This is a genomic window from Streptomyces sp. NPDC086777, assembly GCF_040702065.1.
In the GTDB taxonomy this organism is placed as follows: Bacteria; Actinomycetota; Actinomycetes; order Streptomycetales; family Streptomycetaceae; genus Streptomyces.
The window spans coordinates 1-22930 of record NZ_JBFBJI010000046.1 but is presented as its reverse complement, the minus strand read 5'-3'; the positions used below and the strand labels follow the sequence as shown (position 1 = coordinate 22930).

The following is a 22930-nucleotide window of genomic DNA, read 5'->3' as shown; positions in this document are numbered from 1 at the left end:
TTGTCAACAAGCGTTGGCCAACAAGTGTTGGTCATCGGATGTCGGCAAACGCCGCGCAGACATCCAGGAGGCCCCCATGAACGGCACACCCGCCACGCCCGGCACCCCGGGAACGACCGGCCCGGCCACCGGCCCGACCCCCCGCGTGATCGTCGTCGGCTCCGGCCCCACCGGCCTTCTGCTGGCCGGTGACCTCGCCGCCGCCGGCGTCCCGGTCACCCTCCTCGAAAAGCGCCCCCACAAGATCAGCAACCTCTCCCGCGCCTTCGTCCTGCACGCCCGCGCCCTCGAACAGCTCGACGCCCGGGGCCTCGCCGACGAGCTGGAAGCGGTCGGTGAGCCGCTCGCCCGCCTCAACCTCTTCGACGGCCTCACCCTCGACCTGGGCGATCTGCCCTCCCGCTTCCGGCACGTCCTCGTCCTCCCGCAGTACGAGGTCGAGAAGGTGCTGGAGCGCCGGGCGGCGAAGGCGGGCGTCGACTTCCGCAACGAGTGCGAGGTGACCGGCCTGACCCAGGACGCGGACGGGGTCACCGTGCACGTCGAGGGCGGCGAGAGCCTGCGGGCCGCGTACGTGGTCGGCGCCGACGGCATGCACAGCGCGGTCCGGGAGGCGGTCGGGCTGCCGTTCCCGGGCAGGTCGGCGATCCGGTCCGTCGTCCTCGCCGACGTGCTGCTCGCCGAGCGGCCCCCGACGCTGCTCACGGCCGCCGCGGTCGGCGACGCGTTCGCGTTCCTCGCGCCCTTCGGCGACGGCTACTACCGCGTCATCTGCTGGCACCGCGGCCGCGACGTCCCCGACCACGAGCCGGTCGGCCTCGACGAGGTCAGGGAGATCACCCGACTCGCCCTGGGCAAGGACTACGGGATGCACGACGCCCGCTGGATGTCCCGTTTCCACAGCGACGAGCGCCAGGTGCCCAGCTACCGGGTCGGCCGGGTCTTCCTGGCCGGCGACGCGGCGCACGTGCACACCCCGGCCGGCGGTCAGGGCATGAACACCGGCCTGCAGGACGCCGCCAACCTGAGCTGGAAGCTCGCCGCGGTGCTGCGGGGCCACGCGGATCCCGGCCTGCTCGACACCTACCAGAGCGAACGCCACCCGGTCGGCAGGTCCGTGCTGCGCAGCAGCGGCGCGATCGTCCGCCTGGCGATGGCCAAGGGCCCCATGCTCGCGGTGCGCGCCGGACTCATCCGCGCGTTCGGCGTCGCCGCGCCGGTCCGCCGCCGGGCCATGGCCCAGATCACCGGCATCGGCTACCGCTACCCCGCCCCGCGAGGCGCCCACCCGCTCACCGGCATCCGCGTTCCCGACCTCGCCCTGGCCGGCGGCGGCCGTCTGTACGAGGCGCTGCGCGGCGGCCGGTTCGTCCTGGTCACCGCGGGCTCGGACCCCGGCCCGGATCCGCACGGCACGGGCACGCGGTACGGCGACCGGCTGGCCGTGGCGCACTGGAGGAGCGGGCGCCGTACGGCCGTCCTGGTGCGTCCCGACGGATACGTGGCCTGGGCGGGCGAGGACGCCCAGGCGCCGGACGTCGAGCGGGCGCTGGCCACCCACGTCGGCTGAGAGCCGGGGGCGGCCGCGGACGACCGGGTTCACGCGAGGGTGAAGTCCGCCGCCCTGGTGTCGAGAGTGGTGTGCCCGTCCTTCGCCGTGGCGAGCACCGCGATGTGCCAGGCGCCGTGCGCGGACGACGCGGCATCGGCGGCGGACACCGGGGTCCGGTACACGCAGCGCACGGTGCGAGCGCCGGCCGGCGTGCAGGTGGCCGACTCCACCGAGGCCATGTCCTTGGCGGTCAGCGGCTTGTCGGCGAACTCGGACTTCTCCGGCCAGGCCAGCACCTTCAGGCTCTGCACGCCGGAGGGCGCGGTGACCTCGGTGGTGAAGGAGAGCGAGCCCTGGTGGCCGGCGCCGGGGGCCGCGTAGTGGACGGTGCTGTGCGACAGGGCGGGCGCCGGGGCCTGGTCGCCGGCGTAGGCGACGGCGACGGCCCCGGCACCCCCGAGCACGACGACACCGGCGACCACGGACAGGGCGATACGACGGGACATGGCGAGTTCTCCGCAACTGGCTCGGGCCGGCTCGGACCGTCCGAGCCGATGGGACCCGGCGCGTACTGCCGCGCCGTTGCGTCGATCCTCGCAACGCGCGGACGCCCCCGGCGTGAGCACGGATACTCAACCCGCCCTGGGTGATGGGTACTTCGCGCATAGGGCGGGGCGTCCGGTGGAACTCCCACCGGACGCCCCGACGCGGTACGCCTACTCGGCCGCGGCGTCCGCCGCCTGGGCCTTCAGGGCGCGCTCGACGCCCGCCCGGGACTCCGAGACGAGCCGGGCCAGGGCCGCGTTCGGCTGGGCCGCCGCCAGCCAGGTGTCCGTCTTGGCCAGGGTGTCCTGGGAGACCTGGAGGGACGGGTAGAGGCCGACCGCGATCTGCTGGGCGATCTCGTGCGAGCGGGAGTCCCACACCGACTTCAGGATCTCGAAGTACCTGTCGGTGTACGGCGCCAGCAGTTCACGCTGGTCGGTCTGGACGAAGCCGCCGATCACCGCCTCCTGCACGGCGTTCGGCAGCTTGTCGGAGTCGATGACCGACGCCCAGGCCTCCGCCTTCGCCTCCTCGGTCGGGCGGGCGGCGCGGGCGGTGGCCGCGTGCCGCTCGCCGGCGGCGGTCCGGTCCCGCTCGTACTCGCCCGCGATCTCCGCCTCGTCGAAGCGGCCGACCGTCGCCAGCCGCTCCACGAACGCCCAGCGCAGTTCGGTGTCGACGGCCAGGCCCTCGATGGTGTGGGTGCCCTCCAGCAGGCTGTCCAGGAGGTCCAGCTGCTCCGGGGTGCGGGCCGTGGCCGCGAAGGCGCGGGCCCAGGCCAGCTGGTGGTCGCTGCCCGGCGCGGCGGACCGCAGGTGGGCCAGCGTGGCGTCGGTCCAGCGGGTGAGCAGGGCCTCGCGGGCGGTCGGGTCGGCGTACAGCTCGATGGCGAGCTTCACCTGGCGGTGCAGGGACTGGACGACACCGATGTCCGACTCCTTGCCGATGCCGGACAGCACGAGGGACAGGTACGCGCGGGTGGGCAGTTCCGCGTCCCGGGTCATGTCCCAGGCCGAGGCCCAGCACAGCGCGCGCGGCAGCGAGGACTCGAAGTCGCCGAGGTGCTCGGTGACGAAGCGCAGCGACTCCTCGTCGAGGCGGACCTTGGCGTACGACAGGTCGTCGTCGTTGAGCAGGAACACCGCGGGGCGGCGGCGGCCGGACAACTGCGGTACGGCGGTCAGCCCGCCGTCCACGTCCAGCTCGATCCGGTCGGTGCGCACCAGCTTGCCGGTCGCCTCGTCGAGGTCGTACAGGCCGATCGCGATCCGGTGCGGGCGCAGGACCGGCTCGCCCTTGGCGCCGGCCGGCAGCGCCGGGGCCTCCTGGCGGATGGCGAAGGAGGTGACGACACCGTCGGCGTCCGTCTCCACCTCCGGGCGCAGGACGTTGATCCCTGCCGTCTGCAGCCACTTCTGCGACCAGGTGCTCAGGTCACGCCCGGAGGTCTCCTCCAGAGCGCCCAGCAGGTCGGACAGGCGGGTGTTGCCGAACGCGTGCCGCTTGAAGTAGGCCTGCACGCCCTTGAAGAACTCGTCCATGCCGACGTACGCGACCAGCTGCTTCAGGACGCTCGCGCCCTTGGCGTACGTGATGCCGTCGAAGTTGACGAGCACGTCGTCGAGATCCCGGATCTCGGCCATGATCGGGTGCGTGGAGGGCAGCTGGTCCTGCCGGTACGCCCAGGTCTTCATGGAGTTGGCGAACGTCGTCCACGAGTGCGGCCAGCGCGAGCCGGGGGCGTACGCCTGGCAGGCGATGGAGGTGTACGTGGCGAACGACTCGTTCAGCCACAGGTCGTTCCACCACTCCATGGTGACCAGGTCGCCGAACCACATGTGGGCCAGCTCGTGCAGGATGGTCTCGGCCCGCGTCTCGTACGCCGCGTCGGTCACCTTGGACCGGAAGACGTACTGGTCGCGGATGGTCACCGCGCCTGCGTTCTCCATCGCGCCCGCGTTGAACTCCGGCACGAACAGCTGGTCGTACTTGGTGAACGGGTACGCGTAGTCGAACTTCTCCTGGAACCAGTCGAAGCCCTGCCGGGTCACCTCGAAGATCGCGTCCGAGTCGAGGAACTCGGCGAGCGAGGGCCGGCAGTAGATGCCGAGCGGCACGCTCTGGCCGTCCTTCTCGTACACGCTGTGCACCGAGTGGTACGGGCCCACGATGAGGGCGGTGATGTACGACGAGATGCGGGGCGTCGGCTCGAAGACCCAGACGTCGTCCTTGGGCTCCGGGGTCGGCGAGTTCGAGACGACCGTCCAGCCGTTGGGCGCCTTCACGGTGAACTGGAAGGTCGCCTTCAGGTCCGGCTGCTCGAAGGAGGCGAAGACCCGGCGGGCGTCCGGCACCTCGAACTGGGTGTACAGGTAGGCCTGCTCGTCGACCGGGTCGACGAACCGGTGCAGGCCCTCACCCGTGTTGGTGTACGCGCAGTCGGCCACGACCCGCAGGATGTTGCGGCCCTCCAGCAGCCCCGGCAGCGCGATCCGGGAGTCCGCGAAGACCTCGGCGGGGTCGAGGGCGTCACCGTTCAGGGCGACCTCGTGGACCGCGGGGGCCACCAGGTCGATGAAGGACGCGGCGCCGGATTCGGCGACGTCGAAGCGCACCGTGGTCACGGACCGGTAGGTACCGCCCTCCTGCGCGCCGGAGAGGTCGAGATCGATCTCGTACGAGTCAACGGTGAGCAGCTTCGCCCGCTGCTGTGCCTCTTCGCGAGTCAGGTTTGTGCCAGGCACGCGGTCATCTCCTCGTTATGTGTGGGTTGCGCCATCCTTCCACGGGACCGGGGAGGAGGGCGACGAGGGAAAACCCCAGAGATCGCGCGGGGCCGCCGCCGTCAGGCCGCCGTCGTGCCGCCGTCGACCGGCATCGCCGCGCCGGTGACGAAGGAGGCGCGGTCGCTGCACAGCCAGAGCGCGGCCTCGGCGACCTCCGCCGGTCCCGCCATGCGCTTTTGGAGCGTCTCGTCCTCGAACCGCTCCCGCAGCTCCGGCATGGTCCGCACGGCCCGGTCCATCATCTCGGTACGGGTACTGCCCACCACCAGCGCGTTGACCCGGATGCCGCGCTCCGCGTACTCGGCCGCGGCCGCCCGGGTGAGCCCGAGGACCGCGTGCTTGGCCGCCACGTACGCCGCCGACGCCCCGGTGGCCCGCTGCCCCGCGACACTCGACGTGTTGACGATCGTGCCGCCGCCGGCCCCCAGCATCTCGGGGATCTGGAAGCGCAGGCAGTTCCAGACCCCGCGCACGTTGACGTCCATGGTCTGCTCGTAGACGTCCTGGCCGGTCTCGTGCAGCTCGGTGCCCGCGGTGCCGAACCCGGCGTTGTTGAAGGCGCAGTCCAGGTGCCCGAAGGCGTCGACGGCCGAACGGACCACCCGCTCGACGTCCGCGGCCGAGGCCACGTCCGCCGGCACGGCCAGCGCCCGGCCGCCGCCGGCCGAGATCTCCTCGGCAAGCGCCCGCAGCCGCTCCACGCGCCGCGCCGTCACCACGACCGCCGCCCCCTCCCGCGCGAACAACCGCGCGGCAGCCGCCCCGATCCCACTGGACGCCCCGGTGATCATGGCGACCTTGCCGTCGAGGACAAGCGACCTGTCACACGACGGTCGGCTGTTGCTCATATGTGGTGGCTCCCCTGGATGACGAACGTGAGCATCCGCGCCCCTTCAGGGGCGCGGGGCTGTGCCGACATGCGGCTCCGCCGCGTGGGCGCGACCAGGCAGGACGGGCGCTCACCCGTCCGGACGCGGCCACGGCAGCGCCCCGAAAGGGGCGCTGGGTACCCCCGGCCGAACGCCGGGGGAGGAACGGCGCGAGCAGCCCCCGCACACCCGCACCCGCGCGACGGCCGGTCCCGCATCCCCTTGGGCGCCCGGCGCCTAGGCCGACAGCTCCTCCGCCACCAGCTCGGCGATCTGCACGGCGTTCAGCGCGGCCCCCTTGCGGAGGTTGTCGTTGGAGACGAACAGCGCGAGTCCGTTCTCCACCGTCTCGTCGCGCCGGATCCGGCCGACGTAGGACGGGTCACGCCCGGCCGCCTGCAGCGGGGTCGGGATGTCGGACAGCTCGACCCCCGGGGCCTGCGCGAGCAGCTCGGTCGCGCGCTCCGGGGAGATCGGCCGGGCGAACCGGGCGTTGATCTGGAGGGAGTGCCCGGAGAACACCGGAACGCGCACGCAGGTGCCGGAGACCTTCAGCCCGGGAAGCTCGAGGATCTTGCGGGACTCGTTGCGCAGCTTCTGCTCCTCGTCGGTCTCGTTCAGCCCGTCGTCGACGAGGTTGCCGGCGAACGGCAGCACGTTGAAGGCGATGGGCCGCTTGTAGACCTGCGGCTCGGGGAAGTCGACCGCCGTGCCGTCGTGGGTGAGCTTCTCCGCGTCGGCGGCCACCTTCTGCACCTGTCCGTGCAGCTCGGCGACGCCCGCGAGACCGGAGCCGGACACCGCCTGGTAGGTGGTGGCGACCAGCGCTTCGAGGCCCGCCTCCGCGTCCAGCACCTTAAGGACCGGCATCGCCGCCATGGTCGTGCAGTTCGGGTTGGCGATGATGCCCTTGGGACGGTCGGCGATCGCGTGCGGGTTCACCTCGGAGACGACCAGCGGGACCTCGGGGTCCTTGCGCCAGGCGGAGGAGTTGTCGATCACGACGGCACCCTGGGCGGCGACCTTCTCCGCGAGCGCCTTGGAGGTGGCCCCGCCCGCCGAGAACAGCACGATGTCCAGGCCCGAGTAGTCGGCGGTCGCCGCGTCCTCCACGGTCACACCGTCGAGCACGGTCCCGGCCGAGCGGGCCGAGGCGAACAGGCGCAGCTCGGTGACGGGGAAGTTCCGCTCCGCGAGGATCCCGCGCATGACCGTGCCGACCTGACCGGTGGCTCCGACGATTCCGACCCTCACAGCGACTCCCTCTGCAAACGTTGACGTGTGCCTACGGCCTTTCCATCATGCGGCCGACCAGGGCCAGCCTGTCCAATTCTTTGCGCGCCATGCCCACCGACCGGACCATCCGGCCCGTGGAACTCCCGCCCACACCCTCGCTGAGCTGCAGAAATTACCTCCGCGTGGCCGCCGTGCCGCAAGCTGTGCTGCGCCGCGCGCCGGTGTGACGTACGCCTCGGAGGTCTTCCGGAACACCTCCGGAGCACCGCGCGGAAGATTTCCGGGACGTGCGGCGAACGTTTCCGGGGGCTGCGGCGTCGTAGGAGAAACGCGGGAGGGGGTGGGTCGTGCTGCGCAGAAAGGCCCGCCGCGCCCAGGGGGACCAGCACGGTGATCCCCTGGACGCGGACCAGGAGCGCCGGGTGCGGGCGGTGCTCGCGCTGGGCGGCGTACCGCAGGCGGACCTGCCGGACGGGGTACAGCAGGTACGTCTGCGGTTGCTGGAGCGGGCCGCGAGCGGCCAGGAGGCACCGCGGGACGTGTCGGCGTGGGCGGCGGTCGTCGCCTCGCGGCTCGCCATGGACTGGCACCGCGCCAAGCGCCGCCAGGAACGCCTCGGCGAACGGCTGGCCTCCCTGCGCCAGCCCGACCACGCCGCCGGCGAGGACAGCAGGCTGCTCTCCGTCGCCGTCGCCCGGGGCCTGGACGAGCTGCCGGACGCCCAGCGCCAGATCCTCGTCCTGCGCTTCTACGCCGACCTGCCGGTACGCGACATAGCCGGGGAGCTGGGCATCCCCGAGGGCACGGTCAAGAGCCGGCTGCACACGGCGGTACGGGCCCTGCGCGCCCGCCTGCACGAGGACGAGGTGGTGTGACCATGCCCGCCGAGCAGATGCCCGCCGGACACGACGGCGATCCCGGGGCGCCGGACGGCCTCGACGCCCTGTTCGCGGTCCTCGCGGACGAGCCGCCCACCGTGGAGCAGCGCGCCGACCCCGTCTTCATGGCCGAGCACCGGGCGGCGAGCGCCGATGTGGCGCTGCTGCGCGAGCAGCTCGGGATCATCGGGGACACCCTGGCCGCACCGCTCCCGCGGCCGGAACACCGCCCGCGCCCGGCCGGGCGCCGCCACCCCCGGCAGCACCGGGGCGTCCGGGCCCTGGGCCTCGCCGGTGCCCTCGCGGCCGCGTTCACGGGGGCGGTGTTCGGCATCGGATGGCTCGCGGCGCACACGGGTTCCGGCGCGCTGTCGAACGGCGCCAGTTCCGACAGGGCCGCGAGCAGCGCGGCCGGCTCGGCCGGCCAGGGCGGCAAGGAGCAGGCAGGCGGCCCCGGCTACCTCGCCTGCGCCCGGCTGGTCGTCGAGGGCACGGTCACCGGGGTGCGGCAGCTCGCGGACACCGGCCGGGAACGCGTCACCCTGCACGTCTCCCGCTCCTACAAACCGGCGCGGACCGCCGGCGAGGTGGAGTTCCTCCTCGACACCGGCACCGATGCCCGGATCCGCACCGGCGCCCGCCTCCTGGTGGGCATCACGGCCGGGCAGCAGGTGCCCGACCGGTACGCGGTCGGAGAGGCCCGGATCGCGGCGGAGCGGACCTGGATCCTGCGCGACCTGCCCGCGTCGCGGACCATGACCTGCCCGGACAGCACACCGTGACCCGCCCGGACAGCCGAGGGGGCGGGCGCCCCGCAGGACGCCCGCCCCCTCCAGCACCTGGCCCCGCTACTGCGTGACCTTCTCGATCTGCACGCTGCCGGTGCCCGCGACCGTGCCGCGCGCGTCGACCAGCTGCACCCGGCCGAAGAACTCACGTCCCTCGGGGGCCGCCGCGGCCGCCGTGACCTGGCCGGTCACCGTGGCCGAGGCACCCGTGCCGAGCTTGACCGGCGTCGCGCCGTCGACCGTGACGGAGCCGAGCGCGGCGGAGAAGAACACGTCCCGGTAGTCGTAGTCGGTGGAGCCGGCCGGGACCGAGTAGCCCACGACCTCGATCGTGTAGGTCCCGGCGGCCGGCGTGGCGATGGAGACCGCCTCCTCCGAGTCGCCGTCGGCGGACTGCGCGACCTGCTTGCCGGACGCGTCGTACACGGTCAGGTCCAGGTCGGCCGAGGCGTCCGACACGCTGCCGATCGCCACGTCCAGCGAGTTCGCGCCCGCCGGCACGGTCACCGTGGTCGTCCGGGTCTCGCCCTCCCTGATGGCCGGGCGGGCCGTCTTCGAGGAGCCGAGCGGGCCGCCGACCAGCTTGCCGTCGAGGGCGGCGAACTTGTTGGTCACCTTCCAGGAGGCGGTGACCGGGGTGCCGACCTTCGCCTCGGGCACCGTCACGGTCGCCGGGTCGAAGACCGCGCCGAGCACGGTCACGCCCAGCCTGTACGGGTTGTCGAGCAGCGGCGAGGTGCGGCGCGCCTCGACCTCGATCTCCCAGACGCCGGCCTGCGGGTCGGCGTACGAACGGACGTCGGGCCTGCAGCCGTTGCCGTTCAGGTAGTTGTTGTAGCAGTACGGGGTGCCGGTGTTGTCGACCGCGACGCCGTACGGGTGGATGGAGATGAACCGCGTCTGGCTCTTGTCGGCGAGCCCGCTCATCGCGACCTCCAGGGACGTGGCGCCCTCGGGCACGGTCACGAAGTACGACGTGGAGCTGTTGCGCTGCACCGAACCCGACGCCGAGTAGGTGTAGTGGACCGGGTCCGACACCACGACCGTCGTCAGGATCTGCTTGTCGACGCCCTCGGTCCTCGGGTCGTCGACCTCGAGGATCGCGGACTTGATGCCCGAACCCTTCGGCCTCGCCTGCACCTTGACGGTCACCGGCCGGTTCAGCGGCAGCCGCACCTCGTCGGAGCCGAGGATCTTGAAGGTGTGCCCGGCGTTGTTGACCAGGCGCAGCTCGTGCCGGACCGCCTTGTCCGCGCCGGAGGTCCGGGTGATGGTGACGTCATACGTCTTCTTCTGCCCGGCCTTCAGGCCGCCCTCACGGTCGTACAGCCCGGTGCCGTAGCCCGGGGTCTTCAGCGCGTAGTCGATCGCGGTGTCGACGGGCGCCTTCACCGTGTAGTCGTGCGCGGTGGCGTGGTCGCGGATCGACTCCCACGCGTCGACGATGTCGATCCGGCCCGCGCCCTCCTCGTAGGCCTGAACACCCTTGATGTGGTGGGCGGTCGAGGTCAGCGCGGTACGCAGGTCGGCGGGGGAGAGGGCGATGCCCTTCTGCTCGGCGGCGCTCAGCAGCAGCGCGCTCGCGCCCGCCGCCTGCGGGGACGCCATCGAGGTGCCCTGGAGCATCGAGTAGCCGGCCGGGAGGGAGTAGCCCGCCTCGGCGACCGGGGAGCCGGGCAGCCAGGTCTGGGTGGAGTTGATCGCCGCGCCCGGCGCGACCAGCGTCGGCGTGAAGCCGCCGTCCTCGCGCGGGCCGCGCGAGGAGAACGGCAGCAGCTGGTACTTGGTCGTCACCTGGGAGCCGTAGTCGGCGGCCCAGGTCTGCCTGGAGATGGCCGCGCCGACCGAGATGACCTTGTCGGCCAGGCCGGGGTCGCCGATCGTGTTGGCGCCGGGGCCCTCGTTGCCGGCGGAGATGACCAGCTGCACGCCGTAGGTGTCGATGAGCCGGGTGTACAGCTCGGCGCGGGCGTTGTTGCCGTCGTTCAGCGCCGGGAGGCCGCCGATCGACATGTTGACGATGTCGACGCCCCGGTTGGCGACCAGGTCGATCATGCCCTCGGTGAGGGCGACGTTGGTGCAGCCGCCGGTCCAGGTGCAGGCCCGGGAGGAGACGATCTTCGCGCCGGGGGCCGCGCCGTTCATCTTCCCGCCGAACAGGCCGTTGGCGGCGGTGATGCCGGCGACGTGGGTGCCGTGCTCGGACTCGATGACCCCGATGTTGACGAAGTCGGCCGTCTTGCCGACCCAGTCCCCGCCGTACGGGTCCATGGGGACGTCCTTGCGGATCTGCACGACGAACGGCTGCCGCTCGGCGACGTCGGTCGCCGGGTTGTCGGTGCCGAACCAGCCGACCTGGTAACCGTCCTTGTACGGCTTCATCGGCGTGTCGTCGGAGAAGTCGTAGTTGTTGTTCAGGTCGACGGTGACCGTGCCGGCCGCCGGGTCGTAGAGCACGCCCCAGCTGTCGGTGGTGTCGCCGTCGCGGTTGGCGTCACCGGCAGCGTCGCCGCCCGTGGTGTACGACTCCTTGAAGGTGCTGATCTCGTACGACCCGGCGGGCGCCGTCCAGCTCCTGCCCCCGTAGCTGAAGTCCGGCCCGGAGACGGCCGTGACCATCGGCCGCCAGGTCTGGTCGTTGTCGACGATCGGGTCGGTCGAGGTCACCCAGTCGACGATCTTCCGCTCGCCGGTGGTGGTCCGCTGCAGCGCCGGGTGGCCGAGGTCCACGCCGGAGTCCAGGATGCCGATGGTGATGCCCCGGCCGTCCGCCTTCGGGTGCTCCTTGACGAAGTCGACGGCGCCCGTCTCGAAGGACGGGTTGTAGGGGTTCTCGGCGGGGGTGTTCCTGTTCGGCCCCGGGTAAGGGGCAGTGGGCTTCGTGGACCTGGCGGTCCTGGCGCCGGTCCCGTTCACCGTCGGGTCGTCGAGCCTGATCTCCTGGCGCAGGTCGATCCCGTGCACCGAGGACAGTTTCGCCGCGGCGGCGATCGCCGCGTCCGCCCGCCCGGTGGGGACGGTCGCCCGGACGTAGCCGAGCCTGTCGTACGTACGGCCCACCGAGCCGCCCTTGACCGCGTCCAGCTCCTCGGCGACCTGTTCGGTCTGCCCGGGCGCGGTCGCGATCATCATCGTGACGTTCTTGGCGCCCGCGGCCTTGGCCTCGGCGAGCAGTTCGGCGTCGTCCGAACCGAGCTTGTCGTGGGCCGACTTGGTGCCGGGGTCGGCGGCCGCGGCGGCCGGGGTGGCGGCGGCCGCCAGGGGCGTCGGCCCGGCGGCGGCGAGCGCGGCCAGGACACCGACGGCGGCGGCCATGCGGCCCAGGCGTCTGTGGCCCGGTATCGGGTCGTGCTGGGGGCTGAGGGTCATCTGCATCCCTTGTAGGTAAAGGAACGAGCATGGAGAGGCCGGAACTTGGTCAAGGACCGGCGTGTAAGCGCACAGCTTTACCCAGGGGGACGGTCTTTTGGGAACGTTGACCGAATCGATATGAACGTATGGGGAAAACCCCCTATCTGTGTCCTTGCTGTGGAAGGAAATCCCGTTGGCCCGGGGCCGCCGTCGGCCCTACCGTGCCGACGTGCGCGAGAAGCTCAGGGTGGCGGCCTACGCCGTGTGTGTCCGTGACGGCCGGATCCTGCTCGCCCGGTCACCGGCCGACGACGGCACTCCCGAGTGGGTCCTGCCCGGCGGCGGCATGGAGCACGGCGAGGACCCCTACGACACCGTCCGCCGCGAACTCATGGAGGAGACCGGCTACCGCATCGAGGTCACCGGCCTGCTCGGCATCGACTCGAACCGCGTCCGCTTCCCCCGCGCGGGTCTGCGGCGCCCCGCCACCGACCACCACGGCGTGCGGATCGTCTACACCGGCGAGATCGTCGGCGGCGAGCTCAGGAACGAGGTCGGCGGCTCGACCGACATGGCCGCCTGGCAGGACCTCGACGCCGTGCCGTCCCTCCGGCGCGTCCCGCTGATCGACGTCGCCCTGCGGCTGTGGCGGGAGCGGCCGGCCGCCGGACGGTTTGCACAAGAGCAGTCGTAAGCGCCGGGGAGCCTCCCCTACCCCGGCAGATGAACGCGGAGTGGCGGGGCCCCGGCCGCCCGCAATCCGCTCCATGGCCGGTCCCCACCTCGGCTGATCCACGTACGGTGATCGGCGCTGCGCGTTGCCGCCGCGTTCACGCGCAGGTCACCCCCGGTGCCAACGATCCACAGTGAGCGGGAAGTTCGCGGAAGCGATCGCCCGTGACCACTGCCGACGCGTTCGTACTCGGGGAGATCGCGCCATGTCGCGCACACGCTCTGTCGCCACCTCCGCGGCCCACAAGGGCCGCGAGGCACTGGAGATCAACCGCCGTACCGTGCTCGCCGCCGCCGGAGCCGTCTCGCTCTCCGCGGGCGTCGGCTACGCACTGCGTCCCACCGACAGCGAGGCCGCCCCCGCCGTGACGGAGGAGCAGCCGGTCGCCGAGGGCCGAAAGGCTCCCGCGGCCGCCCTCGCCCCGTACACCAAGGGCACCACCCTCGCCTCCGTCGCCGCGCCCCGCAACAGCTCCGGATACCGGCGACTCGGAGACGGGCCCGGCTGGTCGCGCGTGCTGCGCTCCGACCTGGCCGCCGCCAAGTCCGGCCGGGAGCACCGCCGCACCGCCCTCGCGGCGTTCGTGCAGTTCACCGACCTGCACCTGATGGACGTCCAGCACCCGCTGCGCCTCGAGTACGTGCGCGTCCACGACCGGCACGCCTGGCGTCCGCACGAGGCGCTCACCGTGCCCGGCGCGGTCTCGCTCGTCGAGCGGGTCAACGCGCTGCGCGGCGCCCCCGTCACCGGCTCGCCGCTGCACTTCGTGATGACGACCGGCGACAACACCGACAACAACGCCCACTCCGAACTGGAGTGGTTCATGAAGGTGATGAGCGGCGGCCGGATCACCCCCAACACCGGTGACCCCCAGCACTACGAGGGCGTCCAGAACAGCGGGATGAAGCTGTACTGGCAGGCCTCCTCGGCCGTCCGCGACCAGGACAAGGCGCTCGGCTTCCCGCACCTGGCGGGCTACCTGGCCGCCGCGATCCGCGAGGTGCGCAGCCCCGGCCTCAACCTGCCCTGGTATTCCACGGTCGGCAACCACGACGCCCTGCCGCTCGGCTGCTACGGCTCGCACGCCGACCCCTACCTGGCCGAGGCCGCGGTCTCCGGCAAGAAGCTGATGTCGGTCGGCGACGCCGAGGCCAAGAAGCTCCAGGACACCATCCGCAACGCCCAGGACCCGACGGGCAGCGGCTACCGCGACTTCCTCAAGGCGCACGCCCGGTCGATGCGTTCGGTCACCGCGGACGAGAAGCGCGCCCCCTACACCTCCGCGGACTACCTCAAGGCCCACCTGGACCCGGCCTACCAGGGCCTCGGCCCGGTCGGCCACGGCTACTCCAGCGCCAACCTGGCGGCGGGCACCCAGTACTACGCCTTCCGTATCTCCGACGACGTCATCGGCATCAGCCTGGACACGACGGACGCGGGCGGCCACTACGACGGATCGATCGGCACGCTCCAGCTGGCCTGGCTGGAGAAGACCCTGCGGGAGAACAAGGACTCCTACGCGGTCGTCTTCAGCCACCACACCAGCCGGTCGATGACCAACACCCGTCCCGACCCGGCGCACCCGAGCGACCGCCGTCACGGCGGCGCCGAGCTGGTCACCCTGCTCAACCGCCACGCCAACGTGCTGGCCTGGGTGAACGGGCACATCCACCGCAACCTCATCACCCCGCACAAGGCCTCCAACGGCAACTCCTTCTGGGAGATCACCACCGCCTCGCACGTCGACTACCCGCACCTCGCGAGGATCGTCGAGCTGGTGGACAACAAGGACGGCACGATCTCGCTCTTCACCACCCTGATCGAGTCCGCCGCCCCGCACCGCACCGACTTCGCCGACCTCTCCCAGACCGGCCTCGCCGCCCTCTACCGCGAACTGGCCTTCAACGCGCCCGGCGCCGGCAAGACCCTCGCGGGCGACACGACGGACCGGAACACGGAGCTGGTCCTGAAGAAGGCCTGAGACGTCCTCGGCGGCGATGTCGAGAACCCGTGGCCGGCTCCGTCCCAGGGGCGAAGGCGGCCACAATGGGCCGCATCGGCACCGAGGAGAACCACCATGGCCAAGTACCTGCTGCTGAAGCACTACCGGGGCGCCCCGGCCGCGGTCCACGACGTACCCATGGACCGGTGGACACCCGAGGAGATCTCGGCCCACATCCGGTACATGAACGACTTCGCGGCCCGACTGGAGAAGAGCGGCGAGTTCGTCGACGGCCAGGCCCTCGCCCCGGACGGGCTGTGGGTCCGGTACGACGGCGAGGGGCGCCCGCCGGTCACCGACGGCCCGTTCGCCGAGACCAAGGACCTCATCGCCGGCTGGATGGTGATCGACGTCGACAGCCAGGAGCGCGCCGTGGAGCTGGCCGGTGAGCTGTCCGCGGCCCCGGGGGCGGGCGGCAGGCCGATCCACGAGTGGCTGGAGGTGCGCCCCTTCCTGACCGCGCCGCCCACCATCGCGGAGTCCTGCCACTGATGGACGAGGTCCTGCTCAGGAGCCTCACCCCGGGCGTGCTCACCGTCCTCGTCCGCCGCGGAGCCGACTTCGCGGCGGCCGAGGACGCCGTGCAGGACGCCCTGGTCGAGGCGATCCGGGTCTGGCCGGCGGATCCGCCGCGGGACCCGAAGGGCTGGCTGGTCACCGTGGCCTGGCGGCGGTTCCTCGACGCGGCCCGCGCGGACACCGCCCGCCGCCGGCGCGAGGACCGCGTGGACGACGAGCCGTCACCCGGGCCCGTCCCCGCCGCCGACGACACCCTCCACCTCTACTTCCTCTGCGCCCATCCCGCCCTCACCCCCTCCGCCGCGGTCGCCCTCACCCTGCGCGCCGTCGGCGGCCTCACCACCCGGCAGATCGCCCGGGCCTACCTGGTGCCCGAGGCGACCATGGCGCAGCGCATCAGCCGCGCCAAGCGCACGGTCTCCGGCGTCCGCCTCGACCGGCCCGGCGACGTCGCCACCGTGCTGCGCGTCCTCTACCTGGTCTTCAACGAGGGCTACTCCGGCGACGTCGACCTCGCCGCCGAGGCCGTCCGGCTCACCCGGCAGCTCGCGGCCCGGATCGACCACCCCGAGGCGGCCGGGCTGCTCGCGCTCATGCTGCTCCACCATGCCCGCCGCGCCGCCCGCACCGCGCCCGACGGCAGCCTGGTACCCCTCGCGGAGCAGGACCGGAGCCGCTGGGACACCCGTCTGATCGCCGAGGGCGTCGGGATCCTCCAGGGCGCTCTCGCCCGCGACCGCCTCGGCGAGTACCAGGCCCAGGCCGCCATCGCCGCCCTGCACGCGGACGCGCCCACCGCCGAGGAGACCGACTGGGTGCAGATCGTCGAGTGGTACGACGAACTCGTGCGCCTCACCGCCAGCCCCGTCGTCCGGCTCAACCGCGCGGTCGCCGTCGGCGAGGCCGACGGCCCCCGGGCCGGCCTCACCGCCCTGGCCGAGCTGGACCCGGGCCTGCCCCGGTACCCCGCGGTCGCCGCCTACCTGCACGAACGCGACGGCGACCCGGTGACCGCCGCCCGCCTGTACGCCGAGGCCGCCCGCAAGGCCACGAACCTCGCCGAACGCGACCACCTGACCCGCCGGGCCGCCCGGATCAACGCCCGGTCCGACGCCGGGCACGGTCTGTGACATCGTCGCGCGTCCGGGTACCCCGCTTGCCGATTTTTTGCCGTCGGCAGCCGTCGTCCGGAGGGCGCGGGAGACCCGAACGGCCTGGTAAAAGTGCAGGTCAGAAGGGTGGCGGCGAGAGAAGTGGAATGATGTCGGCGGCCGTGGGCCCGGTGCTGATCCTGTAAACGCAGCCGACTCCGGCCCGAGACACTCCGTTCATCCGAATGAAACGTCCGTACCGCCTCATATCGGCTAACCCGCGGATCCCGGGGATGGCTCGATCTGGTGCAAGGCAGGTGGTCGTGTGGACGCTCGGCTCGGACTTCGTGTGCTCTCGGTCTACGAGGGCTTTTTCTCCGGGGGAGCCCGGATCGTGCACAGTGATGTGCTGCTGGGCCTGGTGGAGGGCGGACAGCAGTGGCACCGGGTACTGAGCCTGCACGGTGAGGTCCACCGAGAAGCCACCACACAACGCATGGAGGACGACGCGTGTTACCGGGCCCTTACGGCCGGTGGCATCGAGGTCACCTCCCTCGGCCGCACCGCCGGGCTCGTCGACGGCACCGTCGCGGCGTCGGTTTTCAGCGGCCCCGAACTGGCCGATACGGCCCGGGCCATGGCCGGCGCGGACGTCATCCTGTCCCTGAAGGAGCAGCCGCTCGCGCTGCTCAACCAGGCCGGGCTGCCGCGCCGCCCCGTCGTCGTCTGCCTGCACCGGTCCGACCCGGAGAACCAGGGCCCGGCACTCGACGAGCTCAAGGCCGCCATCGCGGACGGCACGGTGGCCGCCTGCGTGTGCTGCGCCGAGTCCACCCGGGACGCGTACGAGGCCGCCGGGATCCCCGGCGAACTGCTGCACGTGATCCCGAACGGCGTCGACCTGCTCCGCTTCCGGCCGGACGCGGCGCTGCGGCTCGCCTTCCGCGAGTCCCTCGGCATCCCCGGCACGGCCGTGGACGCCCCCGTCGTCGTCTTCGCGGCCCGGTACGCCGGCATGAAGAACGTGCCGCTCTTCCTGCGGGCGGCGCGGGCCTGGCTGGCCCGCGAGGGCGGCGGTCACGTCGTGATGTGCGGGGCCGGAATGACCGAGGACAACCCCGCGCTGTGGGCCGACATCGAGGTCGCCTTCGGCGCCGACCGGGCCGCCCTCGGCGACCGGCTGCACCTGCTCGGCGTTCGGCACGACATGGAGACCGTCTACGCGGGCTCCGACGTCGTCGCCCTCACCTCCGCCTCCGGCGAGGCGGCGCCGCTCTGCCTCATCGAGGGCATGATGTGCGGGGCCGTCCCGGTCACGACGGACGTCGGCGACAGCGCCTCGATCGTCGAGGGGCACGGGTTCGTGACGCCCTTCGACCCGGACGCGATCGCGTTCGCCTGGTCGGCGGCTGTGGCCGACCGCGAGCTGTTCGCTCCCGCGCTGGCGGCGAGCCGCGAGCGGTTCAGCCGGACCCGGATGATCGCCGCCTACGCGGACCTGCTCGGCCACGTCGTGGGCGAGGTGCGCGACGGACTGCGTCCGGGCGTCGGCGGGCAGTAGCGGCGAGACACGCACGAGAGGCCGCCGGTTCCCCTCCGAACCGGCGGCCTCTCCTGGTTCCGTGACCCGCGCCCCGTGGCCGGGTGCTGCCGTGTGCCGTTCTTCGGCCGCGGCGCCGTCGTGGCTGGTCGCGCAGTTCCTCCCCCAGCCTTCGGCCGGAGGTACCCCCAGCGCCCCCTCGGGGCGCTGTGTCGGGGTGCTGTTCAGCGCGGCAGGACCACCACGTGCGCGGCCGGGTCGCGGTCGTCCGCCGCCATCAGGGCCGTGCGGACCACCGCCGCCTGCTGTTCCATCGCGTCGCGGAGCTTCCTCGGGGTGAGGTACACGACCGTGATGCCGAGCCGCTCCAGGTGCTCGCGCTTGCGGGCGTACTCGGACCACAGGGCGTCCTCGTCGTGGCGCGGTGCGCGGGTGTCCAGTTCGACGGCGACGCCCTGCTCCGGCCAGTAGGCGTCGACGCCGCCCAGGTGCGGGCCGCCCGGCAGCCTCAGGTCCACGTTCCAGACCGGGTCGGGGAGGCCGTACTCGTGGACCATCCGGTAGAGGCGGTCCTCGGCGATGGCCCGGCCCTCGGCGACCAGGGAGTCGACGGCGTCCACCACGTGGGGACGGGAGAGCAGCTTCGCCTCGTTCAGCTCCCGCACCACCGCGGCCGGTTCGCAGTGGCCGCCGCGCACCGCCTCGGTCAGCAGCCGCCGGACCGCCTCCGCGTCGGTCAGGTCCGCCACCGCGTCCGCGAGGGCACGCGGGACCGGGGCGACCGGGAGGCCCGTCACCTGCTCGGGGGTGGGCAGGGCCGGGGTGCGCAGCACGCGGACGTAGGAGGTGGAGCGCAGCCGGCGCAGCCGCGGGACCAGGACGTCGACGTGGTCCAGGGAGAGCAGCGGCGGGGTCGCGGAGAAGCCGTGCAGGGTCAGCGCCGCCAGGCCCGTGATCATCACGTCCGTGTAGACCGGGCGGTGCGGGGAGTCCGGGGTCGGCTGCGCCGGGACGCCCGGGGCCGGCTCGCGCGCGGTGAACAGCAGCGCACCGTGCAGGCGTTCCTCGCTGGTCGGCGGGCCGGGGTGGAGCAGGACCACACCCGGGAGCAACTGCTGCCAGGGGCCGCCCGGCCGGCACTGCTCGGCGATCTCGGTGGCCGCGACGCCGTGCGAGCGGAGCTGGGCCGTCGTCAGGACCCGGCGGTGGACGTCGGACAGGTGGCGGAGGGGGCGGGGGGAGAGCGGGGTGTTGTGGGTCATGGCCTCGGGATTCCCGGGGCCGGCCGGGTCCTTAACCGGTGTTACGCGTTCGTCGAGAAATGCGGACAACACGGTACTAAAGGACGGGTGTTCGGGTGCCGAGTAGGGAGCCAAAACCCCTGGTCCGGATGGGTGGGGACCAGGGGTTACGGCCATGATGGAATGAATTGCGTAACGGTCACTCGGCGACTGACCTCTGGCCAAAGGTCAGTCGGTGGCGGCCTCGGCCGCCCGCGCGTCGCACTCCTGTCCGCGCAACGTCCGTGCCAGGTCGTCGCGGGCCTCCAGGACCAGCCTGCGCAGCGCCGGCGGCGCGTCGGCGTGCGCCGTCAGCCACGCGTCCGTCGCCGCCAGGGTCTGCGGACGGTCCTGGAGGGAGGGGTACAGGCCGCGGACCACGTCCATGCCGATCTGGATCGAGCGGTCCTCCCAGATCCCGGCGATGACCTCGAAGTACCTCTCGGCGTACGGAGCCAGCAGCTCCCGTTGCGAGGCCTGGGCGAAGCCCGCGATCGTCGCCTCCACCAGCGCGTTGGACAGCGCCTGCGACTCCACGACCTGCGCCCACGCCTGCGCCTTCACCGCCGCCGACGGGCGGGCGGCCAGGCACCGCACCTGGTGGCGCTTGCCGGAGGCCGTGTCGTCCCGGGCCAGTTCGGCCGCCAGGACCGACTCGTCGGCCAGGCCGTGCGCGGCGAGGGGTTCGAGGAACGCCCAGCGCAGCTCCTGGTCGACGTCCAGGCCGTCGATCACCGCCGCCCCCGACAGGAGCTCCTGGAGCAGCCGGAAGTCCGCGCCGTCCGCCGCCGTCGACGCGAAGAACCGCGCCCAGGCCAACTGGTGCTCGCTGCCCGGCGTGGCCGCACGCAACTCCCGCAGGGCGCCCTCGGCGAGCAGCCGCCCGGCCGCCTCCCGGCCCTCGGGCGCCACGTAGTGCACCAGCGCCGACTCCGCCCACGCCTGGAGCATCTGCAGCACGCCGATGTCCGACTCGCGGCTCGCGAACCGCAGCACCAGGCCGACGAAGTCCCGGGCGGGCAGCAGCGCGTCCCGGGTCAGGTTCCACAGCGCCGACCAGCACAGCGCCCGTGCCAGCGGGTCGGTGAGCGAGCCGAGCCGGTCGCGCAGGGTCGCCAGCGAGGTCTCGTCGAAGCGGATCTTGCAGTAGGTGAGGTCGTCGTCGTTGACCAGGACCAGCTCCGGGGCGTCGGCGCCGGCCAGCTCGGTGATCACCGTACGGGGGCCGTCCACGTCCGCCTCGGCACGCGCGTACCGGACCAGGTCGCCGTCCTCCAGCCGGTACAGGCCGATCGCCACCCGGTGCGGACGCAGCTCCGGGTGCGACTCGGCCGCTTCCTGCAGCACCGCCAGCTCGGCCACCCTGCCGTCTGCGTCGAGGAGCACCTGCGGGGTCAGCGAGTTCACCCCCGCCGTCTGCAGCCACTTCCCGGCCCAGGCGCCCATGTCCCGGCCGCTGGTCTCCGCCAGGACCGACAGCAGGTCGCCGAGGCGCGTGTTGCCGTACGCGTTGCGCTTGAAGTAGCGGCGGGCGCCCTCCAGGAACGCGTCCTGCCCGACGTAGGCCACCAGCTGCTTGAGGACCGAGGCGCCCTTGGCGTAGGTGATGCCGTCGAAGTTGAGCTTGGCGTCCTGGAGGTCGCGGATGTCGGCCGTGATCGGGTGCGTGGAGGGCAGCTGGTCGGCCCGGTACGCCCAGGCCTTGCGGCGGTTGGCGAAGGTGGTCCAGGCGTTCTCGAAACGGGTCGCGCCGACGTTCGCGAACGTGCCCATGAAGTCCGCGAAGGACTCCTTCAGCCACAGGTCGTCCCACCACACCATGGTGACCAGGTCGCCGAACCACATGTGCGCCATCTCGTGCAGGATCACGTTGGCGCGCGCCTCGTACGACGCCTGCGTGACCTTGCCCCGGAAGATGTACTCCTCCCGGAAGGTCACCAGGCCCGGGTTCTCCATCGCCCCGAGGTTGTACTCGGGCACGAACGCCTGGTCGTACTTCCCGAACGGGTACGGGTAGTCGAAGTGCTCGTGGAAGAAGTCCAGCCCCTGCTTGGTGACGAGGAAGACGTCGTCCGCGTCGAAGTAGGGGGCGAGGCCCTTGCGGCACATCGCGCCGAGCGGGATCTCCAGCGTCGAGCCGTCCGGCAGGGCGCGCGAGTACGAGTCCGTCACGTAGTGGTAGGGACCCGCCACCACGCAGGTGATGTACGTCGAGATCGGCTTCGTCTCCGCGAACCGCCACACCCCGTCGGCGAGTTCACCGGCCCCGTTGCTCCACACCGTCCACCCCTCGGGCGCCCGTACCTCGAAGCGGAACGGCGCCTTGAGGTCCGGCTGCTCGAAGTTGGCGAAGACCCGGCGGGAGTCGGCCGGCTCGTACTGCGTGTAGAGGTAGACCTCGCCGTCCTCGGGGTCGACGAAGCGGTGCAGGCCCTCGCCGGTGCGGGAGTAGGCGCAGCGGGCGTCCACCACCAGCTCGTTCTCGGCGGCGAGGTCCTCCAGGGCGATCCGGGTGCCGTCGAAGACCTCCCCGGGGTCGAGGTCCTTGCCGTTCAGGGTCACGGCGGTCACGCCCGGCGCGATCAGGTCGGCGAAGCTCGACGCCCCCGGCTCGTTGCAGCGGAAGCGGATCGTGGTCACCGAGCGGAAGGTGCGCGGCTCGTCCTGGCTCCCGCCGACGGCGGACCGTACGTCCAGCGCCACGTCGTACCCGTCGACGGACAGCAGGGCGGCCCGCTCCCGGGCCTCGTCGCGGGACAGATTCTCACCGGGCACGGGCGGTACTCCTTCGGGTCGGTACACGTCGTCGTCGGTAGCCGGAACAGCACCGATCCTCCCACGCGCCCCTGACGGGGGGCACCCGGGAATGAGGCGGCCGGTGACGGTGTTGCCGCTGGAAAAGGCCTGTATTCCGAGGAGAAGCATGTCCGAGACCGCGACCGGCTCCGGCAAGACCCCCGTCGACTTCTGGTTCGACCCGCTGTGCCCCTGGGCCTGGATGACCTCCCGGTGGGTCCTGGAAGTGGAGAAGGTCCGAGACATCGAGGTCCGCTGGCACATCATGAGCCTGGCGGTCCTCAACGAGCCCAAGCTCGACGAGCTGCCCGCGGAGTACCGCGAGCTGCTGGAGACCAAGGCGTGGAAGCCGATCCGCGTGGTCACCGCGGCCTGGCAGAAGCACGGCGCCGACATCCTCGGCCCGCTCTACACCGCGCTCGGCACCCGGATCCACAACAACGGCGAGGGCCCGACCGTGGAGGCCGTCGCGGGCGCGCTCGCGGACGTCGGCCTGCCGGCCGACCTGATCGACTACGCCGACCAGGAGGACTTCGAGTTCGACGCCGAGCTGCGCGCCTCCCACAAGGAGGGCATCGACAAGGTCGGCCAGGACGTCGGCACCCCGGTCATCGCGGTCCCGGGCCCGGACGGCGAGCAGATCGCCTTCTTCGGCCCGGTGGTCACCCCCGCCCCCAAGGGCGAGGAGGCGGCCCGACTGTGGGACGGCACCCTCGCGGTCGCCTCCGTCCCCGGCTTCTACGAGATCAAGCGGACCCGTACCAAGGGCCCCGACTTCAGCAACCTCTAGGAGCCGCTCTCCGCGACCGGTGGCCGTCCCCGCCGGGCGCGGATCCCTCCCGGTGGTCCCGCGCGCCCCGAGTCCCGTATCACCGGTGGCCCGGCGGCAGGGACGACCACCTCGGCGCAGGGTGCGCGTGATCAGGCGCCGCTTCTCGTCCTCGTCGATGTTCGACGGGAACC

The 22930-nt window shown here is 72.3% G+C and carries 16 protein-coding genes; 9 read left to right on the top strand and 7 right to left on the bottom strand.

Annotation, left to right across the window (positions count from 1 at the left end; translation table 11 throughout):
• The first annotated feature begins 76 nt into the window (after nucleotides 1-76).
• A complete protein-coding gene (locus AB0472_RS39525; protein WP_366364120.1) occupies nucleotides 77-1570 on the top strand; it encodes an FAD-dependent monooxygenase in 1494 nt (497 codons plus the stop codon).
• Between the two features lie 29 nt (nucleotides 1571-1599).
• On the opposite strand, the gene AB0472_RS39520 is transcribed toward AB0472_RS39525, so the two are convergent.
• From AB0472_RS39520 to AB0472_RS39505, 4 genes are all read right to left on the bottom strand, one after another.
• Nucleotides 1600-2058: a DUF5707 domain-containing protein gene (locus AB0472_RS39520; RefSeq protein WP_366364118.1), complete on the bottom strand. Its 459-nt coding sequence runs from the start codon at nucleotides 2056-2058 to the stop codon at nucleotides 1600-1602.
• A 210-nt stretch (nucleotides 2059-2268) separates the two neighbouring features.
• Nucleotides 2269-4842 carry an aminopeptidase N gene (pepN, locus tag AB0472_RS39515; RefSeq protein WP_366364116.1) on the bottom strand — a complete coding sequence of 858 codons (2574 nt, stop codon included), beginning with the start codon at nucleotides 4840-4842 and terminating at the stop codon, nucleotides 2269-2271.
• Nucleotides 4843-4943: 101 nt separating this feature from the next.
• A complete protein-coding gene (locus AB0472_RS39510) occupies nucleotides 4944-5732 on the bottom strand; it encodes a glucose 1-dehydrogenase (protein WP_366364114.1) in 789 nt (262 codons plus the stop codon).
• Between the two features lie 258 nt (nucleotides 5733-5990).
• Nucleotides 5991-7007, bottom strand: coding sequence for an aspartate-semialdehyde dehydrogenase (locus tag AB0472_RS39505; RefSeq protein ID WP_366364112.1), 1017 nt, complete (start codon nucleotides 7005-7007; stop codon nucleotides 5991-5993).
• Nucleotides 7008-7336: 329 nt separating this feature from the next.
• Here AB0472_RS39505 and AB0472_RS39500 point away from each other — a divergent pair, with 329 nt between their 5' ends.
• A complete protein-coding gene (locus AB0472_RS39500) occupies nucleotides 7337-7864 on the top strand; it encodes a sigma-70 family RNA polymerase sigma factor (RefSeq protein WP_366364110.1) in 528 nt (175 codons plus the stop codon).
• Nucleotides 7865-7866: 2 nt separating this feature from the next.
• On the top strand, nucleotides 7867-8649 hold the full coding sequence (locus AB0472_RS39495) for a hypothetical protein (RefSeq protein ID WP_366364108.1): 783 nt from the start codon (nucleotides 7867-7869) through the stop codon (nucleotides 8647-8649).
• Nucleotides 8650-8715: 66 nt separating this feature from the next.
• Here the strand turns inward: AB0472_RS39495 and AB0472_RS39490 are convergent, their stop codons facing one another.
• Complete coding sequence (locus AB0472_RS39490) at nucleotides 8716-12024, bottom strand: S8 family serine peptidase (RefSeq protein WP_366364188.1); 3309 nt, start codon at nucleotides 12022-12024, stop codon at nucleotides 8716-8718.
• Between the two features lie 211 nt (nucleotides 12025-12235).
• Between AB0472_RS39490 and AB0472_RS39485 the strand changes: the two genes are divergently transcribed.
• The 5 genes from AB0472_RS39485 (at nucleotide 12236) to AB0472_RS39465 (ending at nucleotide 17912) form a co-directional block, all read left to right on the top strand.
• The gene (locus AB0472_RS39485) at nucleotides 12236-12700 is read left to right on the top strand and encodes an NUDIX hydrolase (RefSeq protein WP_366364106.1); all 465 of its coding nucleotides are present in this window, start codon (nucleotides 12236-12238) and stop codon (nucleotides 12698-12700) included.
• A 244-nt stretch (nucleotides 12701-12944) separates the two neighbouring features.
• Complete coding sequence (locus tag AB0472_RS39480; RefSeq protein ID WP_366364104.1) at nucleotides 12945-14720, top strand: TIGR03767 family metallophosphoesterase; 1776 nt, start codon at nucleotides 12945-12947, stop codon at nucleotides 14718-14720.
• A 96-nt stretch (nucleotides 14721-14816) separates the two neighbouring features.
• Complete coding sequence (locus AB0472_RS39475) at nucleotides 14817-15233, top strand: YciI family protein (protein ID WP_366364102.1); 417 nt, start codon at nucleotides 14817-14819, stop codon at nucleotides 15231-15233.
• Entirely contained in the window at nucleotides 15233-16390 is a 1158-nt protein-coding gene (locus AB0472_RS39470; RefSeq protein ID WP_366364100.1) for a DUF6596 domain-containing protein, read from the top strand. The genes AB0472_RS39475 and AB0472_RS39470 overlap by 1 nt, the downstream gene beginning before the upstream one ends.
• A gap of 310 nt (nucleotides 16391-16700) precedes the next feature.
• Nucleotides 16701-17912: a glycosyltransferase gene (locus tag AB0472_RS39465; protein ID WP_366364186.1), complete on the top strand. Its 1212-nt coding sequence runs from the start codon at nucleotides 16701-16703 to the stop codon at nucleotides 17910-17912.
• A 203-nt stretch (nucleotides 17913-18115) separates the two neighbouring features.
• On the opposite strand, the gene AB0472_RS39460 is transcribed toward AB0472_RS39465, so the two are convergent.
• Together AB0472_RS39460 and pepN (AB0472_RS39455) are read right to left on the bottom strand one after the other, a co-directional pair.
• Nucleotides 18116-19153: a hypothetical protein gene (locus tag AB0472_RS39460; protein ID WP_366364098.1), complete on the bottom strand. Its 1038-nt coding sequence runs from the start codon at nucleotides 19151-19153 to the stop codon at nucleotides 18116-18118.
• Nucleotides 19154-19360: 207 nt separating this feature from the next.
• A complete protein-coding gene (gene pepN, locus AB0472_RS39455) occupies nucleotides 19361-21946 on the bottom strand; it encodes an aminopeptidase N (protein ID WP_366364096.1) in 2586 nt (861 codons plus the stop codon).
• A 148-nt stretch (nucleotides 21947-22094) separates the two neighbouring features.
• On the opposite strand from pepN (AB0472_RS39455), the gene AB0472_RS39450 reads away from it, so the two are divergent.
• Nucleotides 22095-22757 (top strand): DsbA family protein, encoded by a 663-nt coding sequence (locus AB0472_RS39450; RefSeq protein WP_366364094.1) that lies wholly within the window; start codon nucleotides 22095-22097, stop codon nucleotides 22755-22757.
• Nucleotides 22758-22930: the final 173 nt, after the last annotated feature.